Source organism: Mycolicibacterium arcueilense, from assembly GCF_058536225.1.
The window spans coordinates 2043473-2068292 of record NZ_JBZTYL010000007.1 but is presented as its reverse complement, the minus strand read 5'-3'; the positions used below and the strand labels follow the sequence as shown (position 1 = coordinate 2068292).

General features: G+C 65.6%; 20 protein-coding genes, 1 tRNA gene and 2 pseudogenes. 10 read left to right on the top strand and 13 right to left on the bottom strand.

Annotation, left to right across the window (positions count from 1 at the left end; translation table 11 throughout):
* The first annotated feature begins 23 nt into the window (after positions 1-23).
* From AC4LGL_RS14125 to AC4LGL_RS14115, 3 genes are read left to right on the top strand one after another with little or no spacing between them, the layout of a single operon-like run.
* Entirely contained in the window at positions 24-845 is an 822-nt protein-coding gene (locus AC4LGL_RS14125; RefSeq protein ID WP_491839225.1) for a serine hydrolase, read from the top strand.
* Positions 846-892: 47 nt separating this feature from the next.
* Positions 893-1687 (top strand): DoxX family membrane protein, encoded by a 795-nt coding sequence (locus AC4LGL_RS14120; RefSeq protein WP_491839224.1) that lies wholly within the window; start codon positions 893-895, stop codon positions 1685-1687.
* A 10-nt stretch (positions 1688-1697) separates the two neighbouring features.
* Positions 1698-2228 carry an RDD family protein gene (locus AC4LGL_RS14115; RefSeq protein ID WP_491839223.1) on the top strand — a complete coding sequence of 177 codons (531 nt, stop codon included), beginning with the start codon at positions 1698-1700 and terminating at the stop codon, positions 2226-2228.
* 63 nt (positions 2229-2291) lie between these two features.
* Here the strand turns inward: AC4LGL_RS14115 and AC4LGL_RS14110 are convergent, their stop codons facing one another.
* Together AC4LGL_RS14110 and AC4LGL_RS14105 are read right to left on the bottom strand one after the other, a co-directional pair.
* Positions 2292-3734, bottom strand: a complete 1443-nt coding sequence (locus tag AC4LGL_RS14110) for a GntP family permease (protein WP_491839222.1) — start codon at positions 3732-3734, stop codon at positions 2292-2294.
* Positions 3731-4246 (bottom strand): gluconokinase, encoded by a 516-nt coding sequence (locus tag AC4LGL_RS14105; RefSeq protein WP_491839221.1) that lies wholly within the window; start codon positions 4244-4246, stop codon positions 3731-3733. The genes AC4LGL_RS14110 and AC4LGL_RS14105 overlap by 4 nt, the downstream gene beginning before the upstream one ends.
* 121 nt (positions 4247-4367) lie before the next feature.
* Between AC4LGL_RS14105 and AC4LGL_RS14100 the strand changes: the two genes are divergently transcribed.
* Both AC4LGL_RS14100 and AC4LGL_RS14095 read left to right on the top strand, forming a co-directional pair.
* On the top strand, positions 4368-5084 hold the full coding sequence (locus tag AC4LGL_RS14100; RefSeq protein ID WP_491839220.1) for a FadR/GntR family transcriptional regulator: 717 nt from the start codon (positions 4368-4370) through the stop codon (positions 5082-5084).
* Positions 5085-5092: 8 nt separating this feature from the next.
* The gene (locus AC4LGL_RS14095; protein WP_491839219.1) at positions 5093-5980 is read left to right on the top strand and encodes an SCO6745 family protein; all 888 of its coding nucleotides are present in this window, start codon (positions 5093-5095) and stop codon (positions 5978-5980) included.
* A 5-nt stretch (positions 5981-5985) separates the two neighbouring features.
* Here the strand turns inward: AC4LGL_RS14095 and AC4LGL_RS14090 are convergent, their stop codons facing one another.
* The 7 genes from AC4LGL_RS14090 to AC4LGL_RS14060 form a co-directional block, all read right to left on the bottom strand.
* Positions 5986-6312 carry a YnfA family protein gene (locus AC4LGL_RS14090; protein WP_491839369.1) on the bottom strand — a complete coding sequence of 109 codons (327 nt, stop codon included), beginning with the start codon at positions 6310-6312 and terminating at the stop codon, positions 5986-5988.
* 88 nt (positions 6313-6400) lie between these two features.
* Complete coding sequence (locus AC4LGL_RS14085; RefSeq protein ID WP_491839218.1) at positions 6401-7162, bottom strand: ABC transporter ATP-binding protein; 762 nt, start codon at positions 7160-7162, stop codon at positions 6401-6403.
* Positions 7146-8000: an ABC transporter ATP-binding protein gene (locus AC4LGL_RS14080; protein ID WP_491839217.1), complete on the bottom strand. Its 855-nt coding sequence runs from the start codon at positions 7998-8000 to the stop codon at positions 7146-7148. The genes AC4LGL_RS14085 and AC4LGL_RS14080 overlap by 17 nt, the downstream gene beginning before the upstream one ends.
* Positions 7997-9199, bottom strand: coding sequence for a branched-chain amino acid ABC transporter permease (locus AC4LGL_RS14075; RefSeq protein WP_491839216.1), 1203 nt, complete (start codon positions 9197-9199; stop codon positions 7997-7999). Before AC4LGL_RS14075 ends, AC4LGL_RS14080 begins: the two co-directional genes overlap by 4 nt.
* Positions 9196-10245 (bottom strand): branched-chain amino acid ABC transporter permease, encoded by a 1050-nt coding sequence (locus AC4LGL_RS14070; RefSeq protein WP_491839215.1) that lies wholly within the window; start codon positions 10243-10245, stop codon positions 9196-9198. The genes AC4LGL_RS14075 and AC4LGL_RS14070 overlap by 4 nt, the downstream gene beginning before the upstream one ends.
* 84 nt (positions 10246-10329) lie before the next feature.
* A complete protein-coding gene (locus tag AC4LGL_RS14065; RefSeq protein ID WP_491839214.1) occupies positions 10330-11541 on the bottom strand; it encodes a branched-chain amino acid ABC transporter substrate-binding protein in 1212 nt (403 codons plus the stop codon).
* A gap of 196 nt (positions 11542-11737) precedes the next feature.
* Positions 11738-12364 carry a two-component system response regulator PdtaR gene (locus AC4LGL_RS14060; RefSeq protein WP_491839213.1) on the bottom strand — a complete coding sequence of 209 codons (627 nt, stop codon included), beginning with the start codon at positions 12362-12364 and terminating at the stop codon, positions 11738-11740.
* Between the two features lie 112 nt (positions 12365-12476).
* Between AC4LGL_RS14060 and AC4LGL_RS14055 the strand changes: the two are divergent.
* The 3 genes and pseudogenes from AC4LGL_RS14055 (at position 12477) to AC4LGL_RS14045 (ending at position 14654) form a co-directional block, all read left to right on the top strand.
* Positions 12477-13046 (top strand): annotated as a pseudogene (locus AC4LGL_RS14055) (IS607 family transposase).
* Positions 13039-14499, top strand: coding sequence for an IS607 family element RNA-guided endonuclease TnpB (gene tnpB / locus AC4LGL_RS14050; RefSeq protein ID WP_491839212.1), 1461 nt, complete (start codon positions 13039-13041; stop codon positions 14497-14499). Before AC4LGL_RS14055 ends, tnpB begins: the two are co-directional and overlap by 8 nt.
* Positions 14500-14577: 78 nt before the next feature.
* A tRNA-Leu gene (locus tag AC4LGL_RS14045) sits at positions 14578-14654 on the top strand.
* 128 nt (positions 14655-14782) lie between these two features.
* Here the strand turns inward: AC4LGL_RS14045 and AC4LGL_RS14040 are convergent.
* Positions 14783-15076, bottom strand: a complete 294-nt coding sequence (locus tag AC4LGL_RS14040; RefSeq protein ID WP_491839211.1) for a hypothetical protein — start codon at positions 15074-15076, stop codon at positions 14783-14785.
* A gap of 148 nt (positions 15077-15224) precedes the next feature.
* Positions 15225-15530: a hypothetical protein gene (locus AC4LGL_RS14035; protein WP_491839210.1), complete on the bottom strand. Its 306-nt coding sequence runs from the start codon at positions 15528-15530 to the stop codon at positions 15225-15227.
* A 179-nt stretch (positions 15531-15709) separates the two neighbouring features.
* Here AC4LGL_RS14035 and AC4LGL_RS14030 point away from each other — a divergent pair, with 179 nt between their 5' ends.
* Positions 15710-15871: a hypothetical protein gene (locus AC4LGL_RS14030; protein WP_491839209.1), complete on the top strand. Its 162-nt coding sequence runs from the start codon at positions 15710-15712 to the stop codon at positions 15869-15871.
* 220 nt (positions 15872-16091) lie between these two features.
* Positions 16092-16766, top strand: a complete 675-nt coding sequence (locus AC4LGL_RS14025) for a methyltransferase family protein (RefSeq protein ID WP_491839208.1) — start codon at positions 16092-16094, stop codon at positions 16764-16766.
* Positions 16767-16805: 39 nt separating this feature from the next.
* Here AC4LGL_RS14025 and AC4LGL_RS14020 read toward each other — a convergent pair whose 3' ends face one another.
* The gene (locus AC4LGL_RS14020) at positions 16806-23075 is read right to left on the bottom strand and encodes a non-ribosomal peptide synthetase (protein ID WP_491839368.1); all 6270 of its coding nucleotides are present in this window, start codon (positions 23073-23075) and stop codon (positions 16806-16808) included.
* Between the two features lie 123 nt (positions 23076-23198).
* Positions 23199-24791 (bottom strand): annotated as a pseudogene (locus AC4LGL_RS14015) (non-ribosomal peptide synthetase); the annotation flags it as partial.
* Between the last annotated feature and the right edge of the window lie 29 nt (positions 24792-24820).

Below are 24820 nucleotides of genomic sequence, written 5' to 3'. Positions count from 1 at the left end.
TCCACCCCTGCGAAGCTACTCCTATGCGCCGCCTCCTGTCCTTTGCCTGCCTACTGGCCGCGCTGGGCGCCGGCACCACTGCCCCGTCGGCCAGTGCCGCCTGTACGACCGGATCGGACTGCGACTTTTCGGAGCGGCTGGCCGCTGCCGACGCCTACTTGGCGACCCGTCCGGGCACGGTCGGGTACGTGCTGCGTGACCGCGCCACCGGGGCGGTATACCGGAATGCGCACGCCGGCGAACAGGTGTGGACGGCGTCCACGATCAAGCTGGGCATGGTGGTCGACCTGCTGACCAGGCAACGAGCCGGTACCGTCACGCTGACCGAGCCAGACCGGGCCCTGATGGCGGCCATGCTGCGCTCCTCTGACGACGATGCGGCCGACACGTTGTGGTCGCGGTACAGCGGCGCCGATCTCCAGGCGTTCAACGCCGACTTCCCCGCGTACGGGCTGACGGGGCTGCAACCGCAGCGCGGGTTCAGCAGAACCTTCCCGTACTGGGGCTTCCAGAAGGCCACCCCCGAGGATCTGGACCGGTTGATGACCTACACACTGACCAGCCTGACCCCGGGCGAGACGGCAGGCATCGTCGATGCGCTCCAGCACGTCGACACCAACCAGCAGTGGGGCGTCTGGGGTGCCGGCGCGGCGATGAATCCCGGCAACAAGGACGGCTGGTCACTCGAACAGGGCGGCTGGGTGGTCAACAGCGTAGGTTTCGCCGGACCTCAGCAGCGCTACACGCTGGCGATCATGAATGCCCTCGGCGACCAGGGCGGCTACGACGACGGAGTCCAGACCACCACGCATCTCAGCGAGGTACTGCTGGCCGGGCGACGCTGACCTGACCGGACAGGTTTGCCCTGGCGGGCTCTGGGAACTCCTAGCTCATGTTGATCAGACGAATCGCCCGCCCCATGCTGTCTGCGACCTTCATCGCCCGAGGCGTCGAGACCCTGCGCGACCCGAGCACCTCCACCGAAACGACACGCAGAACCCTGGGTGCGCTGAGTGCACTGCCCGGCCCGGTAGGGGCCGGGGTCCCGAACAACGCCGACACGGTCGCCCGGGTCAACGCCGCGGTTCAGGTGGGCGGTGGGCTACTCCTGGCGCTCGGCCGGGCCCCCCGCCTCACCGCAGCGGCGCTGGCCATCACGATGATTCCGAGAAGTGTTGGCTCACAGGCATTCCTGAAAGATTCAGACCCGCAACACGCCGCTGCTCAGCGTCGTGAGTTTCTCACCGACGTGAGTTTGTTGGGCGGCCTGATCATCGCCGCAGCCGACACGGCCGGCAAGCCGTCGTTGGCCTGGCGCGGACGCCGTGCGGCACGGAACGTCTCGGCCAGCGTCGCCGCCGTCGTTCCCGGTGTATCCGCAAGCAGTGACGCCCTCACCGACAGTGCGTTAGCCGAGAAGGTCGGGCAGGGCCTGGCCGTCGGTGCCGAGCGTGGCCGTGAACTCGCCGATGCGGCCGTGGAACGGACGACTGAATGGGCGACCGAATTGGCGCAACTCGCGCGGGAACACGGTCCCGAGGTGGCCGACGCAGCCCGCGAACGCGCCACCGAGTTCGCCCACATCGCCCGTGAGCGGGCACCCGAACTCGCCGAAGCCGCGCGTGAACGCTCCGTTGCGCTGGCCGATGTCGCGCGAGCCCAACTCGAGCAGCGACGGAGTCGGTAGCGTTGACGGCATGAGTACGGGCGACTCTCCACCGGAATTCGGTCAGTACGGACAACCGGGCGGCTACCCGCCGCCCTACGGCGGGCAAGTACCGGGTGGGTATCCCCCGCCCTACGGCACCCAGGCCCCCGGCGGCCTCGGCCGGCGCTGGCTGGCCCGGGTGATCGACGGGATCGTCGTCATGATCGGGGCGTTCTTCCTATCGTTCGTCACCGACTCACTGTCGAGCTACTGGGTGACCGGTCTGTTCACCGGACTCCTCATGTTCATCTATTACGTGGCGTTCGAAGTGGGAATGGGGTCTACACCCGGCAAGAAGGTACTGGGGCTCGCGGTACACGGACCCGGCGGCACACCGAAGCCGACGGCCGCGCAGTCGGCGATTCGCAATGCCTTCACCCTGCTGACGATCATCCCGTGGGTGGGCGGCCTTCTGGCGGTCATCGCGATGATCGTCATCGCGGTGACGATCAGCGGCAGCCCCACCAAACAGGGCAAGCACGACGAACTCGCCGGCGGAACCCAGGTGGTCCGGGGCTGAGAACCCTTGCGTGAGGGGCCCGGCGTCACGGGCACCTCACGTTTCGGGGCGCGGTTCACCGGCTCAGACGAACAGCCCCAGCACGAGGACGAATATCAGACCGGCCACCGAGAGTGCCGTCTCCATCAGCGACCAGGATTTGATGGTCTGGCCCACGGTCATCCCGAAATACTCCTTCACGAGCCAGAATCCGGCGTCGTTGACATGGGAGAAGAACAACGATCCGGCACCCACGGCGAGCACCACCAGGGACACCTCGCCGGTGCTCATCCCCTCGACCAGGCCGAGCATGAGCGACGACGCGGTGATCGTGGCCACGGTGGCCGAGCCGGTCGCCAACCGGATCAGTACGGCCAACACCCACGCCAGCAGCACCACCGAAAGATTGGCCCCCTTGGCCCATTCGGCGAGCAGAGTGCCGATCCCGGTGTCGACCAGGACCTGTTTGAACCCGCCGCCGGCCGCCACGATCAGGATGATGCCGGCCACCGGCGGCAGAGACGACTCGATGGTTTTCACGATCTCGCCGCGACCCATCTTGGCGCCGCCACCAAGGGTGAACATGCCGACGACCACCGCAATCAGCAACGCCATCAAGGGTTGGCCGAGGATGTCGAACGTCTGACGCAGCAGATGCGACTTGTCGTCGACCAGGATGTCGACGAGCGCCTTGCCCATCATCAGTGCCACCGGCAGCAGCACACTGAACATGGTGAGGCCGAACGTCGGTCGTGTCTTCGTGGCGGTCACCGTGCCCGCCGCGCCGGCTGCGCCCTCGCCGTTCGAGCCCGCGCTCGCAGAATCCGCGGCGTCGAACCGGTCCGGAACCTCAAGGACCACCCAGCGCCCAGCCAACTTGCCGAACAACGGGCCCGCCACCACGATCGTCGGAATTGCCACCAGCACACCCAGCGCGAGCGTGACACCGAGGTCGGCGTGAAGCAAGGAGATCGCGGCGACCGGACCCGGATGCGGTGGAACGAATCCGTGCATGGCCGACAGGCCCGCCAGTGCCGGGATACCGACTGTGATCAAGGACAGTTGCGAACGACGGGCCACCAGGTAGATCACCGGCATCAACAGCACCAGACCGATCTCGAAGAACATCGGCAGGCCGATGATCGCGCCCACCAACGCCATTGCCCACGGCAGCATCCGCGGTGACGCGTGCCCGACGATGGTGTCGACGATCTCGTCCGCTCCCCCGGAATCGGCCAACAGCTTGGCGAACATCGCGCCGAGAGCGATCAGGATCCCGACGCTGGCGGCGGTGGACCCGAATCCGCTGGAGAACGAGGCGAGCACGTCACTGATGTTCTCGCCCGCGGCTATGCCCACGGTCAGCGCGCCGAAGATCAGGGCCAGGAACGGATGCAGCTTGACGATCGTGATCAGCACGACGATCAGGGCGATGCCGGCCAGTGCGGCCAGGACCAACTGCGCACCACCCGCCACCGGCTCAACCAGCTCCGTCCCGGCCGCAAGGTGAGTGAGCGTCGAGGTCATCGGTTCTCCTGTTCTGTTGTCGCAGCGCCAGATTGGGCCACATATTCGTTGACGATGGCATCGATGCTCTGATCCACATCGATGGCCAGACCGGCCTCATCAGGGCCGAGCGGCTCCAGCGTCGCGAATTGGGAGTCCAGCAGCGTGGCCGGCATGAAATGCCCCGGGCGACTGGCCTGGCGTCGGCGGATCACCTCGCGTGATCCGCTCAGGTACAGAAACACGACGTCGGGGCAGTGCCGCCGCAATTGGTCGCGATATTTGTGTTTGAGTGCCGAGCAACTCATCACACCGCCTTCGTGGTGCTCGGCGAGCCAGTCACCGATCGACTCCAGCCAGGGATAGCGATCGGCATCGTCGAGAGCGTGGCCCGCCGACATCTTGGCGATGTTGGCGGCGGGGTGAAAGTCATCCGCATCGGCGAACGGAACACGCATTCGCTGTGCGAGCGCGGCGCCCACTGTCGATTTCCCCGACCCCGATACGCCCATGACCACGACTGGTGAACCCATACATCCCTCACAATGTGTGTCTGCCGTCACACAGCATGACTTAAAAATCATACGTTTGCAACAGTGTCACGATTACATCTGTTTTTTAACAGCTCAATGTGCGATATGACAGGATGTAACCGTGTCCTCGCCCTCAAACGTCGGCGCGCTGCATGCCAGCCTGCTCACCTCGCTCGGCACCGGAATTGTCTCCGGCGAGCTGGCGGCCGAGCAGGTGCTGACCCTGGACCGGCTCAGCGCCGAGCATGAGGTGTCCCGCAGCGTCGCGCGCGAGGTGATCCGGGTGCTCGAGTCGATGGGCATGGTGGAATCGCGACGCCGGGTCGGGATCACCGTCCAGCCGGCACGCAAGTGGAATGTGTTCGACCCCAGGCTGATTCGGTGGCGCCTACAGGCCGGCGACCGGGCAGCGCTGCTGGCATCACTCTCAGAGCTGCGACGGGGTTTCGAACCGACTGCCGCGGCACTCGCCGCCCGGCGGGCGAATCCGGATCAATGCCGGGTCCTGGCCGCCGCGGTGTCCGACATGGTGGTACACGGGCGATCCGGCAACCTCGACGCATACCTACTGGCGGACAAGGTTTTCCATCAAACGCTGCTCGAGGCCAGCGGCAACGAGATGTTCCGCGCGCTCAACGACGTCGTGGCCGAGGTCCTGGCGGGGCGCACCGAGCACGGACTGATGCCGCACTCCCCCAACCCGGCCGCCATCGAGCTACACGACGAGGTCGCCCGGGCCATCCGGCTGCGCGACGAAGACGCCGCGGAACGGGCGATGCGGGCGATCATCGACGAGGCCGCCACGGCGGTGATCGATCCGGTCAGCCCCGATGCTTAACTGATGGAATGAGTCGCACTCCCGCGTTGGCACGTCGTTTCTTCGAGCGGCTGGAGCCGGTACACGGAGTCACCTACTTCGCCCCCGAGCCCCGCGCGGCACTGGACGCCGCGGGCTACCGCGGCTTCTGGATGGGGTACTTCGCCAGCCGCTCGGCTCCACTGGGCATCGTGGCGCCAGAAGTCGTCACGGCCGCGTTCTACAACTTCACCGCCGAGCGAGTTGCCAAGGCGCTGCCGGCGGTCTGGGGCATAGCCAGTCCGGCAACGCTTCTGCAGATGCGATCGGAAACAGCTGTCGCGGCGCTGCGTCGCTCCGGGGTGACGGAATCCGAATCCACTCGTCGGGCCGCCGAGCTGACCGCCAAGGCGGCCGGCACGGCACCGCTGGAGGGACGGCCGCTCTACGCCGCCAACCGGGCCTTGCCGTGGCCCGAGGAACCGATCGCGAAACTCTGGCATGCCGTCACCCTGCTACGCGAGCAACGCGGTGACTCCCACATCGCCGTGTTGGTCGCCGAGGGGATCAGCGGCCGGGAAAGCAATGTCCTGCATGCCGCGGCCGGTCGGGTGCCGCGGGAGATGATCATGCGCAGCCGCGACTATGACGACGAGCAGTGGGAGTTCTACGTCGAGCGACTGCGTTCCCGCGGCTGGTTGGACAGCCAGGGCGAGCTCACCGACGCCGGACGCGACGTCAAGCAGGTGGTTGAAGACCGTACCGACGAGTTGTCCGTGGCGGCGCTGGACGCGTTGTCCGATGAGGAGATCAGCACCCTGTTCGCGACGCTGACGCCGATCACCCGCCAGGTGGTGGCCGCTGGTGACGTGCCGGCGGCCACGCCGATGGGCCTGCGTCGCGATGATCTCGACGACGACAGCGCCCATCTGGGCTGACGGACTCAGCGCGGCGCGTACATGATCAGGCCGACGCCGGCGAGTGCCACGAGTGCGCCGGTGACATCCCAGCGGTCGGGCCGGAAGCCGTCGGCGGCCATGCCCCACAACAACGATCCGGCGATGAACACCCCGCCGTAGGCCGCCAGCACCCGACCGAAGTGGGCGTCGGGCTGAAACGCCGCGACGAAACCGTACGCGCCGAGAGCGATCACCCCGGCCCCCATCCACACCCAGCCGCGGTGCTCCCGTACGCCCTGCCACACCAGCCAGGCCCCGCCGATCTCCAACACCGCGGCCAGTAGGAACAGCGCGATCGATTTGCCTACCATCACCAGCCCAGCGTGCCGTGAATGTGCACAAATGCCGAATCCGCGCGGCGTGTCGCCGGCAGACCCGCACGCTCGCGGTACCTGGGGGTCAGGCCACGCCGAGATAGGCGGCGCGAATGCTGTCGTCCGCCAACAATTCCCGCGCAGCACCGGTGCGGGTGACACTGCCGGTCTCGAGGATGTAGGCCCGGTCCGAGCGGCTCAGCGCCTGTTGGGCGTTCTGCTCGACCAGCAGCACCGTGGTGCCCCTGGTGTTGATCTCGGAGATGATCTTGAAGATCTGTGAGATCACCATCGGTGCCAGCCCCATCGACGGCTCGTCGAGGAGCAGCACCCTGGGCCGCGACATCAGGGCGCGGCCGATGGCCAACATCTGCTGTTCCCCGCCCGAGAGGGTGCCGCCCACCTGGGAACGCCGTTCGGCCAGCCTCGGAAACGTGGTGAACACCCAGTCCAACCGTTCGTCGTGCTCGCCGCGGGACGCGAATTTGCGCCCATAGCAACCCATTTCCAGGTTTTCCACCACGGTCATACCGGGAAAGACCCCGCGCCCTTCGGGAGCCTGGATCAGCCCGTCGATGACGCGCTGGTGGGCTTTCACACGCGAGATGTCGCGGCCCTCGAACCAGACCGAGCCCGAGGTCAGCGACCGCAGGCCAGAGATCGCGCGCATCATGGTGGTCTTGCCGGCGCCGTTGGAGCCCAACAGCGTGACCAGCTCCCCCTCGTGCACGACGAGCGAAACTCCGTGCAGCGCCTTGATGCGACCGTAGTGCACCACCGCGTCGCGCACCTCAAGCAACACCGGGCGACTGGCCTCCGTCGGTGACGATTCAGGAGATGTTGTCATCGGGTACCCCCAGATAGGCGGCGATCACACGCGGATCTTCACGGATCTCCGACGGTAGGCCGTCGGCAATCTTGCGGCCGAACTCCAGCACCACGATGCGGTCGGTCACGCCCATCACCAGTCGCATGTCGTGCTCGATCAGCAGCACCGTGTAGCCGTCGTCGCGGATCTTGCGGATCAACTCGATAAGAGACTCTTTCTCGGCCGGGTTGAACCCTGCGGCGGGTTCGTCCAGGCACAGCAGCTTGGGCTCGGTGGCGAGCGCCCGGGCGATCTCGAGGCGGCGCTGATCGCCGTAGGGAAGGTTCTTGGCCTTCTCTTCACCACGATGCGCGATCCCGACAAAGTGCAGCAACGCCACGGCGCGTTCGATCGCCGAGCGCTCCTCGCGACCGTGTCGCGGGGACCGTACCAAGGCACCCGGCACCGAGGTCTTGTGCCGCGCATCGGTTCCCACCATGACGTTCTCCAGTGCGGTCATCTCGCCGAAGAGGCGGATGTTCTGGAAGGTGCGGGCGATGCCGCGGCGGGTGATCTGGTGGCGTTTGATGCGGCCCAGTGGGGCGCCGTCGAACACGACCGACCCTGAGCTCGGCCGGTACACGCCGGTGATCGCGTTGAAACATGTGGTCTTACCCGCACCGTTGGGTCCGATCAGGCCGAGGATCTCGCCGCGGCGGATGTTGAAACTGACCGAGTCCAGGGCCACCAGTCCGCCGAACTTCACGGTGAGATCCCGGGTCTCCAGCAGGATCTCACCTTCGGCGGCCTGGATGTCACGGTGAACTCCGGCCAGCTCCTCGACGCTCTCGGTCACACCGGGCATGGGCTCGCTCATCCCACGGGCTCCTTGTCCGTGGCGCCGCGCAACAACTGCCGTGCCGATCTGCCGTAGGTCAACAGCTGCTGGCGCACCGGGAACAGTCCCTGCGGCCGGAAGATCATCAGCACCACCAGCGCCAGACCGAAGAACAGGTACTTCAGGTCACCGAGGTTGATCCCGAGGAACTCGACCCCAAGGAGTCGGTTCGGCAGATACACGACGATGAAGGCGCCGAAGATCACGCCGAGTTTGTTGCCCTGTCCGCCGAGTACCACCGCACACAGGAACAACATCGAGTTGATGATGTTGAACGTCGGCGGTGCCACGTACTGGACCTGCCCGGCGTAGAGAGCACCCGCGAGCCCACCGATCGCGGCGCCGATCACGAAGGCCCACAGCTTGAACCGGAAGGTGTTGACGCCCATCACCTCTGCGGCGTCCTCGTCCTCGCGGATGGCCACCCAGGCGCGCCCGACCCGGCTGCGTTCCAGGTTGCCGACCAACAGCAGGATGCCGATCATCAGGATCAGACCCAGCCAGAACCACCAGGTGCCGTAGTTGGCCTCGCCGACCGAGTTGCCGCTGGAGAACACGCCGTTGGGCAGCTTCTCGCTCTCCCCCACCCGCGGGTAGGCGACCTGATTGAGCCCGCGCGAACCGTTGGTGATGTCGGACAGATTGTCGGCGAGCAGCCGGATGATCTCGCCGAAGCCGAGGGTGACGATGGCCAGGTAGTCGCCGCGCAACCGAAGGGTCGGCGTCCCCAGGATCAACCCGGCCAGCGCGGTGACAGCCATCGCCAACGGCACACAGGACAGCCACGCCCAGTCCTTGCTGAAGAAGCCGTCGGGACCCACCTTGTTCCAGGGGCTGTCGGGGCTGGTCAACAGGGCGACGGTGTAGGCGCCGACAGCATAGAAACCGACATAGCCGAGATCGAGGAGGCCGGCCTGACCGACGACGACGTTGAGGCCGATCGCGATGACGGCGATCATCGCGAACTGCGCCATGGTGCCGCCGAAACTGATGCCAGGGGTGTTGAGGAAGCTCGGGGTGAACAACGGCAGCAGTGCCAGGAGCCCGAAACCCACCACGCCGACAACCCATTTCACGGCCCGCGGCAGGGTGGACCAGTATTCGCGGATGGCGTCGCCGGGGGCCAGCAGCGTCCTGGTCACCGTACCGGCCGATTCTGCACCGTGATGCTCGCTCATACCCGTGCCTTCCCGAGGCTCTCACCGAGTATCCCGGTCGGCCGGAACAACAGCACCAGCACCAGCAGCACGAACGCCACGACGTCACGCCATTGCGTTCCGAATACCACCTGCCCGTAGTTCTCCATGATGCCCAGCAGCAGACCGCCCAGCAGTGCGCCCCGGAGATTACCGATGCCGCCGAGCACCGCCGCCGAGAACGCCTTGATACCGAGCAGGAATCCGCCCGAGTAGATGATGCCCTGAGGCACCTTCAGCGTGAACAGCAGCGCGGCGACTCCGGCCAGCAGACCGCCGAGCAGGAACGTGGACATGATGATCCGTTCCCGGGAGACCCCCATCAGCGTGGCCGTGGTCGGATCCTGCGCCACCGCACGGATTCCGCGCCCGAATTTGGTGCGGTTGATCGCGATGTCGGTCAGGAGCGCGACCACCAGGGCCGCACCGATGATCACCAGCGTCACGTTGGTGATCACTGCCTCGAACTTCGTGCCTTCGAACAGCGTGAACTGTATCGTCGGCCGGACCAGCTTGATGGGCTGCTGGGCATTGGTGCCGCCGTAGCCTTTCAAGATTTTCGGTAGCACGAAATGCACGAATTCCTGTAGCACGAAAGACATTCCGATCGCGGTGATGAGGAATGTCAATGCGCGGGCGTTGCGTTTTCGTAGCGGCCGGTAGGCGATGAATTCGAGACCCACGGCCGCCGTTCCGGAGACCAGCATCGCAAAGACCATGGCAACGCCGAGGTAGAACACCGTCAGCATCACGCCCTTGTCGTACGGCGTGCCGGGCGTGAAACCCAAGATGACATCGAGGCAGAAGTACGTCCCGAACATGCCCAGCATGAAGATCTCGGAATGGGCGAAGTTGATCAGCCGCAGGACGCCGAACACCAGGGTGTAGCCGACTGCCACCAGAGCATAGATCGCACCCCAAGACAGCCCGTCGACGGTCAGTTGGAGAAATCGGTCCTGCAATCCATCCAGGTTGAAACTGATGTTGGAGGCCAGACAGGCGGACTGCTCGACGCACTGGTGGATCATCCGGCGGCGGCTCCTGATTCAAGGGTGTGAAGCGAAACGCGTCCGAGTCCTGGGGACGGTCTCGGACGCGCTTCGCTCAAGGGGCTACTGGACTTCGTACATCCAGATCAAGTTCGTGGTGAGCTCGCCCTTGTCGGTCCACTGGTACTTGCGCGCCACACCTTGGCCCTCGTACTTGCGGACGTAGTCGAGCATCGCCGGCCGCGTGATGGCGCCCGAGTCGATGCCCTTGAGCAGGATGGTGCCCAGGTCGTAGCCCTCGGTGCTGTAGGTGCCGGGCGCCTGGCCGAACTTCTTCGTGTATTCGTCGGCGAATGCCCCGGTGGCCGGGCCACACGGGCAGGACAGCAACGCACCCTTCGACGCTTCGCCCGCCTGGTTGACGAACTGCTGATCCTTGGTGCCGTCGGCGCTGACGAACGTCGCCGTCACCCCGCCGTCCTTGAGCTGCTGCACGAACGGTGCGGCCTCGGAGTAGTAACCGCTGTAGAAGACCGAATCCGGGGCCGCGCTCTTGATCTGGGTGACCGCGGCCGAGAACTCCTTGTCGCCCTTCTTCACCGAGATGTTGCACGACGAATCGGCAACCGGACCAAGGGTTTCACGCACAGCCTCGGCCAACCCGAGCCCATAATCGGTGCTGTCGTCGACCACGCACACCTTCTTGTGGCCCAGCGTGTTCTTGAGATAGTTGGCCACCGAGGGACCCTGCACGCCGTCATTGGCCAGGCCTCGGAAGAATGTCCGCCACCCGTTCTCGCTCAACGTGACGTTGGTGGCCGAAGCGGTGGCGGCAACCAGTCCGGCCTGGTTGAACACATCGCCGGTGGCCTTGGTCTCCCCGGAGAACGCCGGTCCGACGAGGCCGATGATCATCGCGTCGTCGACGATCTGCGGCGCCACGCCGGTCGCCTTCTGCGGATCGCCTTCGGTGTCAAAGCTCTTGAGCTGCACCTGGCAGCCGGCGTTGGCGGCGTTGTGCTTGTCGACAGCGAGCTGGACGCCGTTCTTGATGTTGATACCCAGGGCAGCGTCCGGGCCGTTGAGCGCGCCCATCATGCCGAGCATGACGGGCGGGCAGACGGCCTTGCCGTCGCCGGCGGGCTCGGCGGGCGCGACGTCCTGGGCGGCCTTGATCTCGGCACCGTTCTCGTCGATCTGGACCTTCTCGACGATCTTCAAATTGGTCTGCGATGCCCCGCCTTCCGGTGAGGACTGGTTACAGCCGGCAATCGCCAGGGCAACCACACCCGCACTTCCGAGAGCAAATGCTTTCCGTGCCACGCGACCGCGCACGCTTCACCTCCGGGTCAGAGTTGTCAGCGGTACCGACGCCCTGACCTTGCGAGGCCGGGGCGCCGGAGCTTCGGGTAGAACATAGCCAACCACCGGCCCGAGCGCGGGATGTTGAGTCAGGCTTCTTGCGCGTGTGCTGCCTGAACGCGGAATTTCGGCCCGGCAGAAACCCACAATTAACAACCGGGCCGGTCGGTCAGTTCTCCGGAGCGGGTGCTTCCTCGGATTCTTCCAGCGTTTCCAGCACCACTTCGGCCACCCGCCGCATGGTGGTCCGGCGGTCCATCGCGGCCCGCTGGATCCACTTGAAGGCCTCGGGCTCGGTCATCTGGTGTTTGCTCTGCAGCAAACCCTTGGCCCGTTCGACCAGCTTGCGGGTCTCCAACCGGTCCCCCAGCGTCGCGACCTCGTTCTCCAACGCGGCGATCTCGCTGAACCGGCTGACCGCCACCTCGATGGCGGGAACGAGGTCGGTGATGCTGAACGGCTTGACCAGATACGCCATGGCCCCGGCATCGCGGGCACGTTCGACCAGTTCACGCTGGCTGAACGCGGTCAGGATGACGATCGGGGCGATGCGCTTGCTGGCGATCTCCGAGGCCGCGTCGATCCCGTCGCGCCGAGGCATCTTGACGTCCATGATCACCAGGTCAGGGTGCAGGGACTCGGCGAGTTCGACGGCCTCCTGTCCGTCACCGGCCTCACCCACGACCTCGTAGCCCTCATCCCGGAGCATCTCGGCGAGATCGAGGCGGATGAGCGCCTCGTCCTCGGCGATGAGCACGCGGCGGGGACTGTCAGCGTCTTTCGGTGACCCGGTCATGGAGAACATTGTGTCGTGGAGGCCGCCGTTCGGCGAGCGCGGGGTTATGAGCTGCTCGATCAAATGTGTGAGCTTCGTGATCGAACGTGCGTTTGAGTAAGGCGCTTGAAGGTTGGAGTGGGCACGTGGCAACGGTTTGCATCCGCCGACTGCGTACCGGTGGTTCCGTGAGGATCGTATGCCGGTGCCTGTTCGCCGGTCGGGTCGGGGATGATCTGGGTCAGATGCTCCGGTGGCCGGGGCCGATCGCACAGTCGTACCTGCGCGGGTGTGTTCGTCGGATCAGCGGTTGGATCCGGACCGGCAGGTCGCCTGACTGGCTGATTGGGCTACCTCGAACGGTCACGTCATTGGTGAAGTTGTTACCGAGGTCGGGTCAGGCCTGAACGGTTAAAGGCCGAAGGTGCACAGGATTTGTCGGACCCGTCTGCTTTCGTGGTTGCCGTGGAACACCGTGGCCGGTTGGCACGCTTCGGGGGTGAGCACCTCGACGCCGCGTTGTCTGTGCTACGCCGCAAGGTCATCCTCACCGACCCGGACGAAACCTCAGCGATCTGGTTCGCGACATGATCGAGGTGCTGACGTGATGTGCGTGCGCCTTTACCGCCGACGGGGCGTTCAGAACCAGACTGCGCGCGCGGTGACAGCAGCCAAGAATGCCGAGGCTGGTGTCGATGGCTAGGTTCGAGATCCCCCCGGGGTGGACGGCACAGGCATACCGGTTCGCATTGGATCCGACCCCAACACAGTTGCGGGCGTTGGCTTCTCATGCGGGCGCGGCACGGTTCGCCCATAACCACATGCTGGCGTTGGTGAAGGCGGTGATGGATCAGCGCGCAGCCGAGCGCACCTACGGCATGCCCGACTCTGAGTTGAGCCCGGTGCTGAGTTGGTCGTTGCCAGCGCTGCGCAAGGTCTGGAATCAACGTAAGCCGTCGTGTGCGCCGTGGTGGGCCGAGCACTCCAAGGAGGCCTACAACACCGGCCTGGACGGGTTGGCACGGGGGCTGGACGCCTGGTCGTCATCGCGGCGCGGCCAGCGCGCCGGACCGGCGGTCGGGTTTCCCCGATTCAAATCGGCTCGCAGCCAGAAGTCGGTGCGGTTCACCACCGGGGCCATCCGGGTCGAGGCCGACCGCCGCCACGTCACCCTGCCGCGACTGGGTACGGTCCGGACGCATGAGTCGACCCGTAAGCTGGCCCGCCGGGTCGAGGCGGGATCCGCGCGGATCTTGTCGGCCACCGTGCGCTGCGACAGCGCCGGGCGCTGGCATTGCGCCCTGCAGGTGATTGTCGAGGCCAAGACGCGGCCGACGCACGCACGCCGGTCGGCCCATCCTGTGGTTGGTGTCGATGTCGGGGTGAAAGCCGATGCCCTACTGGTGGTCGCCACGCCCGACGGTGTTGAAGTCGAGCGTATCGGCGCGCCGAAGTCGTTGACCGCGGCGCAAGCCGGGTTGCGGGCCCTGCAGCGCCGGGCGGCCCGCCAGCGGGGGCCCTACGATCCAGCTGCCAAGGACAAGCGGACGCCGTCGAAGCGGTGGCGCAAAACCCAGGCCCGGATCGGCCGCACGCACTCCCATGCCGCGGCGGTGCGTCGCGACGTGCTGCACAAGGCCACCACCGCCCTGGCCCAGCAGCACGATGTGGTGGTGGTCGAAACCTTGAACGCGGCGGGTTGGCGCACCGCCGGTGGGGCCCGCAAGAAGGGGCTGAATCGCGCTTTGGCTGATGCTGCCCTGGCCGAGATCCGTCGCATGCTCGGCTACAAAACTCGTTGGTACGGCTCTCATTTGGAGGAAGTCGACCGGTATTTTCCGTCGTCGAGGATGTGCACGGGCTGTGGGAGGCGAAAGTCAAACCTCACGCTGGCCGATCGAGTCTTCGAGTGTGACGGCTGTGGTATGCGGATCGATCGTGATCTGGGTGCTGCGATCAACCTCGCCCGACTCGGCGTACCCACAGTGTTGGGTGAACAGAGTCCCGCCGGGAGTGGCCCGGTGGCAGGACGTGGAGCCACGCGTGAGACCGACCCCGCACCAGCGGGTGACGCAGCCGGCGATGAAGCGTCAACCCCGCACCACCACATCGTGGATCAGACGGGGACCGCCTCACCGCAAGGCGAGGCTGCCTAATGGGAGCCGAACTCACAGCCGCTCACGGAAAGGCAACGGCCATCCTCTATGGTGTAAAGCCGCAGTACCGATCGGGACGCCCTCGTATCCCAACTGGCAGAGGAAACGGATTCAAAACCCGTACAGTGTGAGTTCGAATCTCACCGAGGGCACCAGGGACCGGCACGTGAACGTAGGTCTTCACGCCCGCCGTGCACACAACCTCAAGCCGCAGTCGGCCCGCAGGATCGAGATTGCTGCGGGGCGTCCGATGAGTACAGAACACCTTCTTGGCCGACGTGCTTTACTGACCATGGCACCTGACCTCCCACCTCCCGTTCATGTCTGACCAGTACGTCTCCCCCACGTTGTCGACGAGACGGACGGCTTCGGTCTCAGACATGTTGAACTGCTGCGTCAGCCATGCGACAGCCTCGTCAACATTGAACGGCATCTCCCCATTGGAATTCTTGAGGTGGCGCTGGTTCTCCGTGCAAAACGCCTCACCTGGCGTCTCCGCCGCAGCTATCGGCAAGGATGCAAGGGCGAAGAAACTACTCAACGCGACTGCACTCACAAAAGTCCTCATCCAAGCCATGTCAATTCTCCGTTCTGTTACCTACGGCGAAAATCCGTCAGCGCCCCTCTTTGTTGGATGGCGACCCAGTCTTATCTGACCGGAACAGGCAGAACGTTCTCCTGCCTGCTCTGTGCGCCACGCCAGCCGACGCAGAAGCAGCGCAGCGTCACGGTGCCATGTCCGGGCAGACGTCTATGTAGACAGCACGCGCGATCTGTTCGGCGGTAGCGAGGCCGAAGTCGTACTCATCAGCGATGCCGCGAGCCGACGACCCCTTGCATACCGCCTCGGCTGCCAGAGCTGTCGGGATACCGCGACTATCGACGAGGTATCCGAGGTCGTGGTTCCTCAGCGCATCCACGTACGGGATTGCCCAATCAAACTCGCTCTCGCAGCAGTCCGCCCGTGCGGTAGGAGGCACCCCCAATGGGATACCGCTACTGGCCAGCAGCATGATCAGCAGCTTCCTCATGGACTCAAAGTTCGCCAAGCTCCGAGGTCCGTCGCCGACGTCGCCCCTCATGCTGCGAATGGTAGATCCTGGTCGTGGTCGTTGCTCGAAGAATCGTTTGCGCCGAGGTCCTGCTGTTCCGGCGCGTCTCACGAAGTACTGCGAACGTCCATGGTCAGCAGCTCAGAACTGGACCCGAAATGCCGGCGGATGCAATGGCCACCACACCGTCATTGGAAGGCAGTGGCGCAGACGGACAGCGCGGCGGGGAGATGCCCGATGAGCGCGGCGACGACAGCGTGCTCAGTACTTTCACCGCCCTGGTCTTGCAGATGACCGCAGCCCGGATCAATCCGCCGTAGCCGAGCATTGCCGGTGGGACACTCAGTACCGCTCCTCCGTGCGCCCGCATGGCCTCCGCGGTCGACGGGTGGCGGCACTAGTCCTGCGGAAAGCGCTTGCACCGCTCGGTCGTAGCTTGGGACCAAACACACCCGCCTGGTAGGTGCCCGACGGTAGGTTGAGCCGTGCGCTGCGTTGCGCCCGCCGGCGGTCGATACCGCGGCGGACGACAGGAGGATCGTGAAAGCCGTTGCGAGAGTAGTCGGATTCGGGCTCGTTGAGCTCATCGTTTTCGGCCTGGTGCTGTTCTTGCTCGCGGGAACATTCGACTACTGGCAAGCCTGGGCTTTTCTGGTGGTGTTCGCCCTCTCAACCTGGATCCCGAGCATCTACCTGCAACGCGCGGACCCCGCGGCGCATCAACGTCGCAAACGCGCCGGGCCGGCCGCCGAAAGCCGCACGCTGCAAAAGGTCCTCATCGCCGGGTGGTACGCCTCGTTGGCAGCCATGGTGGTGGTCAGCGGCCTCGACCATCGCTTCAGTTGGTCCTCGGTGCCGCCGGCGATCTGCGTGGCCGGTGATGTCCTGGTGGCCGTCGGACTGGGCGTCACGAGCCTGGTGGTCATCCAGAACAGCTTCGCGGCCTCCACCGTTCAGGTGGAATCGGACCAGAAGCTGGTGTCCACGGGCCTGTACGGGCTCGTACGCCACCCCATGTACACCGGCAACGTACTGACCATCGTCGGCTTCCCGCTCGCGCTCGGGTCCTACTGGGGGCTCCTGCCCGTCCTCCCCGGACTCCTGATGCTCGTCGTCCGCATCCGCGATGAAGAGAAGCTACTGGTCGAACAATTGGACGGATACCGCGAATACGCGCAGAAAGCGCGCTACCGCCTCGTGCCCTACATGTGGTGATGGCCGCGCCCACCCCACCGGGGTGGGCGCGGCGATCGCTCATTGAGCGGGGGCGTTTTCCAGGTGCTGAGCCAAGCCCCGCACCGACGGGGCGCCGAACAGTGTGAGCACGGTCAACTCGACATCGAGGGCCGCGTTGATCGCCGCGACGGCACGCATCGCGGAAATCGAATCGCCGCCAGAAGCGAAGAACGACTCCTCCACCCCGATGCGGTCCACCCCCAGCACCTCGGCGTAGATGCTGGCCACGATCTGCTCGACCAAAGTGGCCGGCGGGCAGTAGGCACCACCGGTCTCGTCAGCCCCCGATGCCGGCAGCGGAACGGTCTCTGGCTGAGCCGAGACCGCCTTGCCGGCCCAGCCGTGCAGCCGCCGTTGCCCGGAGCCTTTCACGAAGTCCAACGACGACAAGCGGCGCCCGGGATGGGCGGTCATCTCCACCAACACCTTCTTGAACCGCTCCATCAACGCGTCGATGGATTCCGCGTCGAACACATCGGTGTCGTACTGGACGCGCAGTTCCAGCTCCCGGCCCGGACCGGCCTGCACCGAGATCGGGTAGTGGTAATAGTCGCGGCTACTGAAACCGGTGATGGCCAGCCCGTCCCCACCGGGTTGCGTCCCGGCGTCGGTCGGATAGTTCTCATAGACGAAGACCGTGTCGAACAACCTGTCCTGGCCGGTGATGCGGTGGATGTCGCTGAGCGCCACATGCTGATGCTCGAGTGTGTCGTTGTGTGCACTCTGCAGTTGATCCAGCAGATCGCCGGTAGTGGTGTCCGGTGTGAAGGTGGCCCGCACCGGCACCGTGTTGATCAGCAGACCCACCATCGAATCCGCACCATCGACCTCGGCGGGCCGGCCCGAGACGACGGTGCCGAATGCCACGTCGGACTGGCCGGTCAGTGAACTCAGCAGCATTGCCCAGGCACCCTGCAGCACCACGTTGACCGTGGTGTGATGCGAACGCGCCAGCTTGGTGAGCGCCCGGGTGGTCTTCGCCGGCACCCGGTAGGAGTCGACGCGACGCTCCCCGAACCGCAACTTCTGCGGCGGCCCAACGAGAATCGGGGTGTCGAACCCGGCCAGCACCTCACGCCACGCGGCGTGCGCGGCCGGGCGATCGCGTTCGGCCAGCCACGTCATGAACCTGCGGTACGGCGAGGCCGCGGGCAACCGCAGCCCGTGGTAGCCGGCGAAGATCTCCTGCATCAGAATCGGCATCGACCAGCCGTCCAACACGATGTGGTGATTGGTCAGGACGAAGCGGTGGCGGTCGCCCGCGATGCGGATGAGCGCGGCCCGGAAGGCGGGTTGGTTCCCGAGGTCGCACACCGCTGCACGCTCGGCCGCAAGGATCTCCTCGATCTCTGCGGCGATGCCAATGCCGTTGGCGTCCAACTCGATATACCGCCAGGGTGCCACGGGTTCAGCGGGAATTGCCTGCACGGGCTGCCCGAACTGTGGGCAGAAGCGGGCCGCCAGATGCGGATGCCGGGCGACCACGGTCTGCACGGCATCGTGGAGCTGGTTCACGTCGAGCGGGCCGCTCAGTGCGAGATCCAGCTGCACCGCATACACATCATCTCCGGAGCTGCTGGCCACTCCGGCGTGATACAGGAGTCCTTCCTGCAATGGCGTCAGTGGCAGCACATCGGAAATGGGGGATTCTGCGTGCAGCGCGTCGATCTGCTGCTGGCTCAGTCGAACCGGGGCGATGTCGGACGGAGCCAACCCGCCCCCACCCCGCCTGACATGGGCGCAGATACCCGCCAGGGCGTCGAACCACAGGCGGCTGATCCGCGTGACAGCGGTGTGATCGAGTGCCGACGGCGCAAATGTCCAGGTGGCGTTCAGATGCGGGCCGGTGTCGGTGTCGATCGTGACGGCGTTGAGCTCGACGGAGTGCGCCAGCGCAATGGGGATCGCCCCGGCTGCGCCGGTCATCGACAAGCCGTCCTGGCTGAACCGCCACACATCCCCCGAGGCGAAAGCAGCCGGGGAGCCCAACCGTCCGAGGTAGTTGAACCCGATCACGGGATCGGATCCCGCCAGGTCCACGTCGGGGTTGAGATACCGCAGCAGACCATAGGTCAACCCATCGGGCAGCGCTCGAAGCTGCTCCTTGGCCTCCTTGATCACCGCACCGAGCGCGGCATCACCGGCCACCACCTGTGTCCACCGCAGCCCGCCTCCGCGGGCTCCGAAGCTCAACGACACCGGGTACTTGGTGGTGAACCATCCGACCGTGCGCGAGAGGTCGACATCGCGATCGTCGGCGCCGCCCAACCCCGCCAATTCCTCTTGGCGCCCATGACCTTCCACGTCGATGGCGACCGGCGCGCCGCCGGTTCCCAGGTACTGCGTCCAGGCGAGGGCAAAGGCGATCAACAGGATTTCCTGCACGCCGGCGTGAAATGCCGCAGGAACCTCGCCGAGGAGCATGCGCGTGGTCTCGACGTCCAGAAACTCCGTGAGGTACCCGGCGGTGGCGAACGTGTCTTCCGCCGGTCGGGGTGCCGGCAACGCGGCCGGGACGGACGTCACCTGCCGCCACGTGTCCGCGTGGCCGACGATCTCGGGATGGTGTGCGTGCTCGGCAAGCAGGTTGGCCCATCCGGTGAACGACGTTCCGGCGGGCGGCAACAGCACCGGCTGCCCGCCACGATGCTGAGTCCAGGCGATGTTGAGATCCTCCAGCACAATTCGCCAGGACACCCCGTCGATGGCCAGATGGTGGACGACCAGTGCCAGTTGGCCCGTGGTCGAACTCCACAACGCGCTCAACATCGCTCCGGCAGCAGGATTCAACCGCGACCGGGCCGCCGCCAGCGCGTCTTCCGTCAGCACGTCCACGGTGCGCAGGTAGTCGCGGGCATCCACCCCGTCCGCCTGCGGCACCGTGAGAGACCAGCCGCCCGATCCGTCGTCTCCCGCCCGCAATCGGAGCATGCCGTGCCGATCGAGCAAGGCCTGCAACAGGACTACGACGTCGTCCTCGGCGGCGCCGGTCGGGGCCTGCAGCACCACAGTCTGATTGAACTCGTCGACCGGACCGTCGGGAGTTTCCAGGCCCTTCAGCCACCGCATGATCGGGGTCGGTACCACCGGTCCGAGTCCCTCGTCGATCTCGCCGCTCGCGCCGCCGGCCATCCTGACCACCCGCGCCAACCGGGCCACGGTCTGCTGGACGAAGATGTCGCGCGGACGACCGGTCAAACCGGCACCGTGCGCCCGCCAGATCACCTGCATGGCCGAAATGCTGTCGCCACCAAGGTCGAAGAACGAGTCGTCGACTCCGACCTGCTCCAGTCCGAGGACTTGCGCGAAGATGCCGGCCAGGATTTCCTCTAGTTCAGTGGCCGGGGCGCGGTAGTGATCGACGTCTTGATACTCGGGCGCCGGCAGGGCGCGGGTGTCGAGCTTGCCATTGACCGTCAAGGGCAACGCCTCGACGGCGACGATGGCGGTGGGCACCATGTAGGGCGGCAGCGTCTCCCCCAACGTGGCGCGCAGTTCCGCGGGGTCGCCGTCCCCGGTGATGTAACCGACCAGGCGCTTGTCGCCGGGACGGTCTTCCCGGGCGATCACCACCGCCTGCTCGACACCGTCCAAAGCCATCAGCGCCGACTGGATCTCACCCAGCTCGATCCGGTAGCCACGGATCTTGACCTGCTCATCGGCACGGCCCAAGTACTGCAGTTCTCCGTCAGCACGCCAACACACCAGATCGCCGGTGCGGTACATCCGCTGTCCCGGCGCTCCGAACGGGCACGCCACGAACCTCAACGAGCTCAACCCGGCCCGGCCCACATATCCGGCGCCCAAACCGGCACCGGCCACATACAGCTCCCCCACCACGCCGACCGGTACCGGCTGCAACGAGCGATCGAGTACGAAGAACGCAAGATGGTCCAGCGGCACACCGATCGGGCTGACACTGCCTTCGACATCGGGGGCGGTGATCTCACGGAAGGAGGCGTGCACCGTTGTCTCGGTGATGCCGTACATGTTGATCAACCGCGGTAACACCGGATGGTCCTGCAACCACTCACCCAGCCGCGCAGGCTCCAGTGCCTCACCACCGAACACCACCAACTCGAGATGGAGTTCAGACTCCAGCGCGACGGAAAGCTCATCCGCGGTCTGCAATGCATAGAACGCCGACGGCGTCTGGCTCAACACGTTGACGCGTTCATCGACCAGCAACGCATGGAACTCTTCAGGCGACCGCGCCACCGAATCGGACACCACCACCAACCGCCCGCCGTGCAACAGGGCGCCAAAGATCTCCCAGACCGAGAAGTCGAAAGCCAGCGAATGACTTTGTGACCACACCAGATCGGCCGACAGCTTCAGATCGGTATCCAGCGCCTCCAGCAGCCGGATCACATTGCGGTGCGGGATCGCGACACCCTTCGGCACGCCGGTGGTGCCCGAGGTGTAGATCAGATAGGCGACGTCGTCAGGTGCGGGTCCGCCGTGTGGGGCACTACTAGGCCGGGAGGCGGTCGGAGCCTGGTCGACGGCAATCACCGTCAACTCATGCGCGCTCAGTCGGCGGGCCAGATCGGTGGTGGTGACCACGGCAACCGGCGCGGAATCGGCGAGGACGAACTCCAACCGCGAGTCGGGCACCGCCGGATCGATGGGCACATACGCCGCACCGGTCTTGAGTACCGCGAAAATCGCGACGATCGACTCGATCGACCGGGTGAACAGCAACGCCACCCGATGCCCCTGACCCACCCCGTGCTCGACCAGCAGGTGCGCCAACCGATTTGCCGCCTGATCGAGGTCCTCGTAGGTGATCCCGCTTCCTTCGAAACTGACGGCCACCGCGCCAGGGTCGCGGGCCACCTGCGCCTCGAAGAGTGCCGGAATCGACACCGGTGCGGGTGCCGGACGGGTCAGCGTCGCCCGGTTGCCCACCTCGTCCAGTCGCTTCTGCTCATCGGCATCGAGCACATCGATCGCGGACAAGCGGCGGGTCTGGTCGGCGGCCATCGCCTCGAGCACCCGCTGCAACCGATCGACCAACGCTTCGATGCTGTCGCCGTCGAACAGGTCGGTGCGGAACTCGACGGTCCCGGAAATGCCTGCAGCCTCGCCGGTTTCGGTCCACCGCTCGGCCAACGAAAAAGACAGGTCCATGCGGGCGGTGTGGGTGTCCAGCGGTAGCTGAGTGACCTGCAGGTCCCCCAGCGCCACCGCGGAATCGCCGGTCGCTCCGGGAACGTTCTGCCAGGCCAGCATCACCTGCACCAGCGGGTGATGGGCCAGGGACCGGGACGGATTGAGCCGCTCGACGAGCACCTCGAAGGGCACATCTTGGTGCTCGAATGCACCGAGACTGCGCGCGCGTACCTGCGCCAGGATCTCGGCAACGCTGGGATCTCCTGTCAGGTCCACCCGCAACACCAAAGTGTTGACGAAGAACCCGATCAGCTCATCGAGGGCAGGGTCACGGCGTCCGGCGATCGGGAATCCCACCGCCACATCGGAACTCGAGCTGAGTTTCGAGAGCAGCACCGCCAGGGCGGCCTGCATGACCATGAACTTGGTCGCGTTGTGATCGCGGGCCAGGCGGGCGACCTGCTGCTGCAGAGCGGCCGGCCACTCCACATCGACCCGGTCACCGTTCTGATCGGCGACCAACGGATAGGGCCGGTCGGTCGGCAACGCCAAGCGCTCGGGCATCCCGGCCAGGTTGTCCGCCCAGAATCTCAGTTGCTCGGAGATACGGCTGCCGCTGTCCTCCAGATCGCCGAGCTCCGCACGCTGCCACAGGGTGTAATCCGCGTACTGGACCGCCAAGGGCTGCCAGCCGGGAGCCTGCCCAGCACACCGTCCGGCGTAGGCGACACCCAGATCAGCCACCAGCGGGGTGATCGACCAACCGTCGGCGGCGATGTGGTGCACCACGGCCACCAGCACATGCTCGTCGTCTGCCGTCCGAAACACCTTTGCCCGCAGGGGGATCTCGTTGGCGAGGTCGAAGCTGTGCCGCGCCGCCTGCTCGATCCCCTCCTGCAACCGGTCAGGTGCCCAGTCGACGGCATCGATTACTTCCCAACCGAATTCGGTCTGCTCGGCGGGAACGATCAGCTGTTGAGGCGTGCCGTCTACCGTCGGGAACAACGTGCGCAGGCTCTCGTGGCGCTGTAACACGTCGGCGAACGCTGCGCCGAGGGCATCGACATCGAGCGGACCGTTGAGGCGCAGCCCGGCCGCCAGGTTGTAAACCGGTGACGGTCCGTTCAATTGGTCGATGAACCACAGTCGGCTTTGCGCGAAGGACAACGGCATCACCGTCGGCCGCTCGCCGGCCACCAAGGGCTGTTGTCGACCTTCGTCACCACCGATGCGAGGCGTCAACTGGGCAACCGTGGGAGCGTCGAAGATGACACGCTCTTCCAGTCCGGCGTCCAGGGTCCGATTGAGCGCAGCGACCAACCGCATGGCCTGCAGCGAATCGCCACCGAGATCGAAGAACGAGTCGTCGATGCCGACGCGGTCCAACCCGAGGACCTGAGCATAGATGCCGGCCACGATCTCCTCGGTGGGCGTGGTCGGAGCGCGGTAAACGTCGATGTGCTGGAATTCGGGTGCAGGCAACGCCTTCTTGTCGAGCTTGCCGTTGACGGTCAGCGGGAACGCGTCCAAGGCAACCACGGCCGTGGGCACCATGTAGGGCGGCAGCGTCTCGGACAGGGCCGCCCGTGCCACGGACGGATCGGCGGTCCCGATCAGGTAACCGACCAGCCGCTTGTCGCCGGGACGGTCCTCCCGGGCGATCACCACCGCCTGCTCGACACCGTCCAACGCCGTTAATGCGGCCTGGATCTCACCCAACTCGATCCGGTAGCCACGAATCTTGACCTGCTCATCGGCGCGACCCAGATACTGCAGCTGCCCATCTGTGCCCCAGCGCACCAGATCCCCGGTGCGATACATCCGCATACCCGGTGCACCCTCGCTACCGAAGGGACAGGCCACAAATCGCGTCGAACTCAACGGAGCCCGGCCCACATAGCCATAACCCAAACCCGCACCGGCCACGTACAACTCGCCCACCACACCGGCAGCCACCGGACGCAACCAGTCGTCGAGCACGAAGAACGCCAGATCAGCCAGTGGCACACCGATCGGACTCACATCGCCTTCGGCATCCGCGGAGGTGATCTCACGGAACGAGGCATGCACCGTCGTCTCGGTGATCCCATACATGTTGATCAACCGGGGCGATCCCGGATGCACAGCCAACCACGGCCCGAGCCGGGACGGATCCAGCGCCTCTCCGCCGAACACCACCACCTCGAGGGCCAGCCAGTTCTCCAGCCGGTCCGTGTCCACCGCGGCCAACGCATAGAAAGCCGACGGAGTCTGACTCAACACACTGACCCGCTCAGCGACCAACAGGGTATGGAACTCCTCGGCCGAACGGGTCACCGATTCGGGCACCACGACGAGCCGCGCACCATGCAGCAGCGCACCGAAGATCTCCCACACCGAGAAGTCGAACGCCAACGAATGACTTTGTGCCCATACCTGATCCGGCGACAACGCCACATCACGATCGATCGCATCCAACAACCGCGTCACATTCCGGTGCGGAATCGCCACCCCCTTGGGCACACCCGTCGTGCCCGAGGTGTAGATCAGATACGCAACGTCATCGGCGGCCGGTTCGATCAGTGGCGCGGTGCCCGGCCGGCTGATCACCTCGGGATCATCGACGTCGATCACCGTCAACCCGCGCCCACTCAGCCGATCCATCAGATCGGCGGTGCTGACCACTGCTACCGGCGCTGAATCAGCGAGGACGAATTCTATGCGGGCATCCGGTACCGACGGATCGATCGGCACATACGCCGCACCGGTCTTGAGCACACCCAGGATCGCCACGATCGCCTCAACCGACCGCGGAAACAGCAGCGCAACCCGCTGCCCCGGACCGACACCGCGCTCGACAAGCAAGTGCGCCAACCGATTCGCAGCCCGATCCAGGTCCCCGTACGTGATGTGGCGGCCGGCGCAGCTGACGGCAACCG

Excerpts from the sequence above, each read along its gene's own strand:
- AC4LGL_RS14125 (WP_491839225.1), top strand. The coding sequence starts at position 24 with ATGCGCCGCCTCCTGTCCTTTGCCTGCCTACTGGCCGCGCTGGGCGCC.
- AC4LGL_RS14120 (WP_491839224.1), top strand. The coding sequence starts at position 893 with ATGTTGATCAGACGAATCGCCCGCCCCATGCTGTCTGCGACCTTCATC.
- AC4LGL_RS14115 (WP_491839223.1), top strand. The coding sequence starts at position 1,698 with ATGAGTACGGGCGACTCTCCACCGGAATTCGGTCAGTACGGACAACCG.
- AC4LGL_RS14110 (WP_491839222.1), bottom strand. The coding sequence starts at position 3,734 with ATGACCTCGACGCTCACTCACCTTGCGGCCGGGACGGAGCTGGTTGAG.
- AC4LGL_RS14105 (WP_491839221.1), bottom strand. The coding sequence starts at position 4,246 with ATGGGTTCACCAGTCGTGGTCATGGGCGTATCGGGGTCGGGGAAATCG.
- AC4LGL_RS14095 (WP_491839219.1), top strand. The coding sequence starts at position 5,093 with ATGAGTCGCACTCCCGCGTTGGCACGTCGTTTCTTCGAGCGGCTGGAG.
- AC4LGL_RS14090 (WP_491839369.1), bottom strand. The coding sequence starts at position 6,312 with ATGGTAGGCAAATCGATCGCGCTGTTCCTACTGGCCGCGGTGTTGGAG.
- AC4LGL_RS14085 (WP_491839218.1), bottom strand. The coding sequence starts at position 7,162 with ATGACAACATCTCCTGAATCGTCACCGACGGAGGCCAGTCGCCCGGTG.
- AC4LGL_RS14080 (WP_491839217.1), bottom strand. The coding sequence starts at position 8,000 with ATGAGCGAGCCCATGCCCGGTGTGACCGAGAGCGTCGAGGAGCTGGCC.
- AC4LGL_RS14075 (WP_491839216.1), bottom strand. The coding sequence starts at position 9,199 with ATGAGCGAGCATCACGGTGCAGAATCGGCCGGTACGGTGACCAGGACG.
- AC4LGL_RS14070 (WP_491839215.1), bottom strand. The coding sequence starts at position 10,245 with ATGATCCACCAGTGCGTCGAGCAGTCCGCCTGTCTGGCCTCCAACATC.
- AC4LGL_RS14060 (WP_491839213.1), bottom strand. The coding sequence starts at position 12,364 with ATGACCGGGTCACCGAAAGACGCTGACAGTCCCCGCCGCGTGCTCATC.
- tnpB (WP_491839212.1), top strand. The coding sequence starts at position 13,039 with ATGGCTAGGTTCGAGATCCCCCCGGGGTGGACGGCACAGGCATACCGG.
- AC4LGL_RS14040 (WP_491839211.1), bottom strand. The coding sequence starts at position 15,076 with ATGGCTTGGATGAGGACTTTTGTGAGTGCAGTCGCGTTGAGTAGTTTC.
- AC4LGL_RS14035 (WP_491839210.1), bottom strand. The coding sequence starts at position 15,530 with ATGAGGAAGCTGCTGATCATGCTGCTGGCCAGTAGCGGTATCCCATTG.
- AC4LGL_RS14030 (WP_491839209.1), top strand. The coding sequence starts at position 15,710 with ATGCCGGCGGATGCAATGGCCACCACACCGTCATTGGAAGGCAGTGGC.
- AC4LGL_RS14020 (WP_491839368.1), bottom strand. The coding sequence starts at position 23,075 with ATGCCGTTGTCCTTCGCGCAAAGCCGACTGTGGTTCATCGACCAATTG.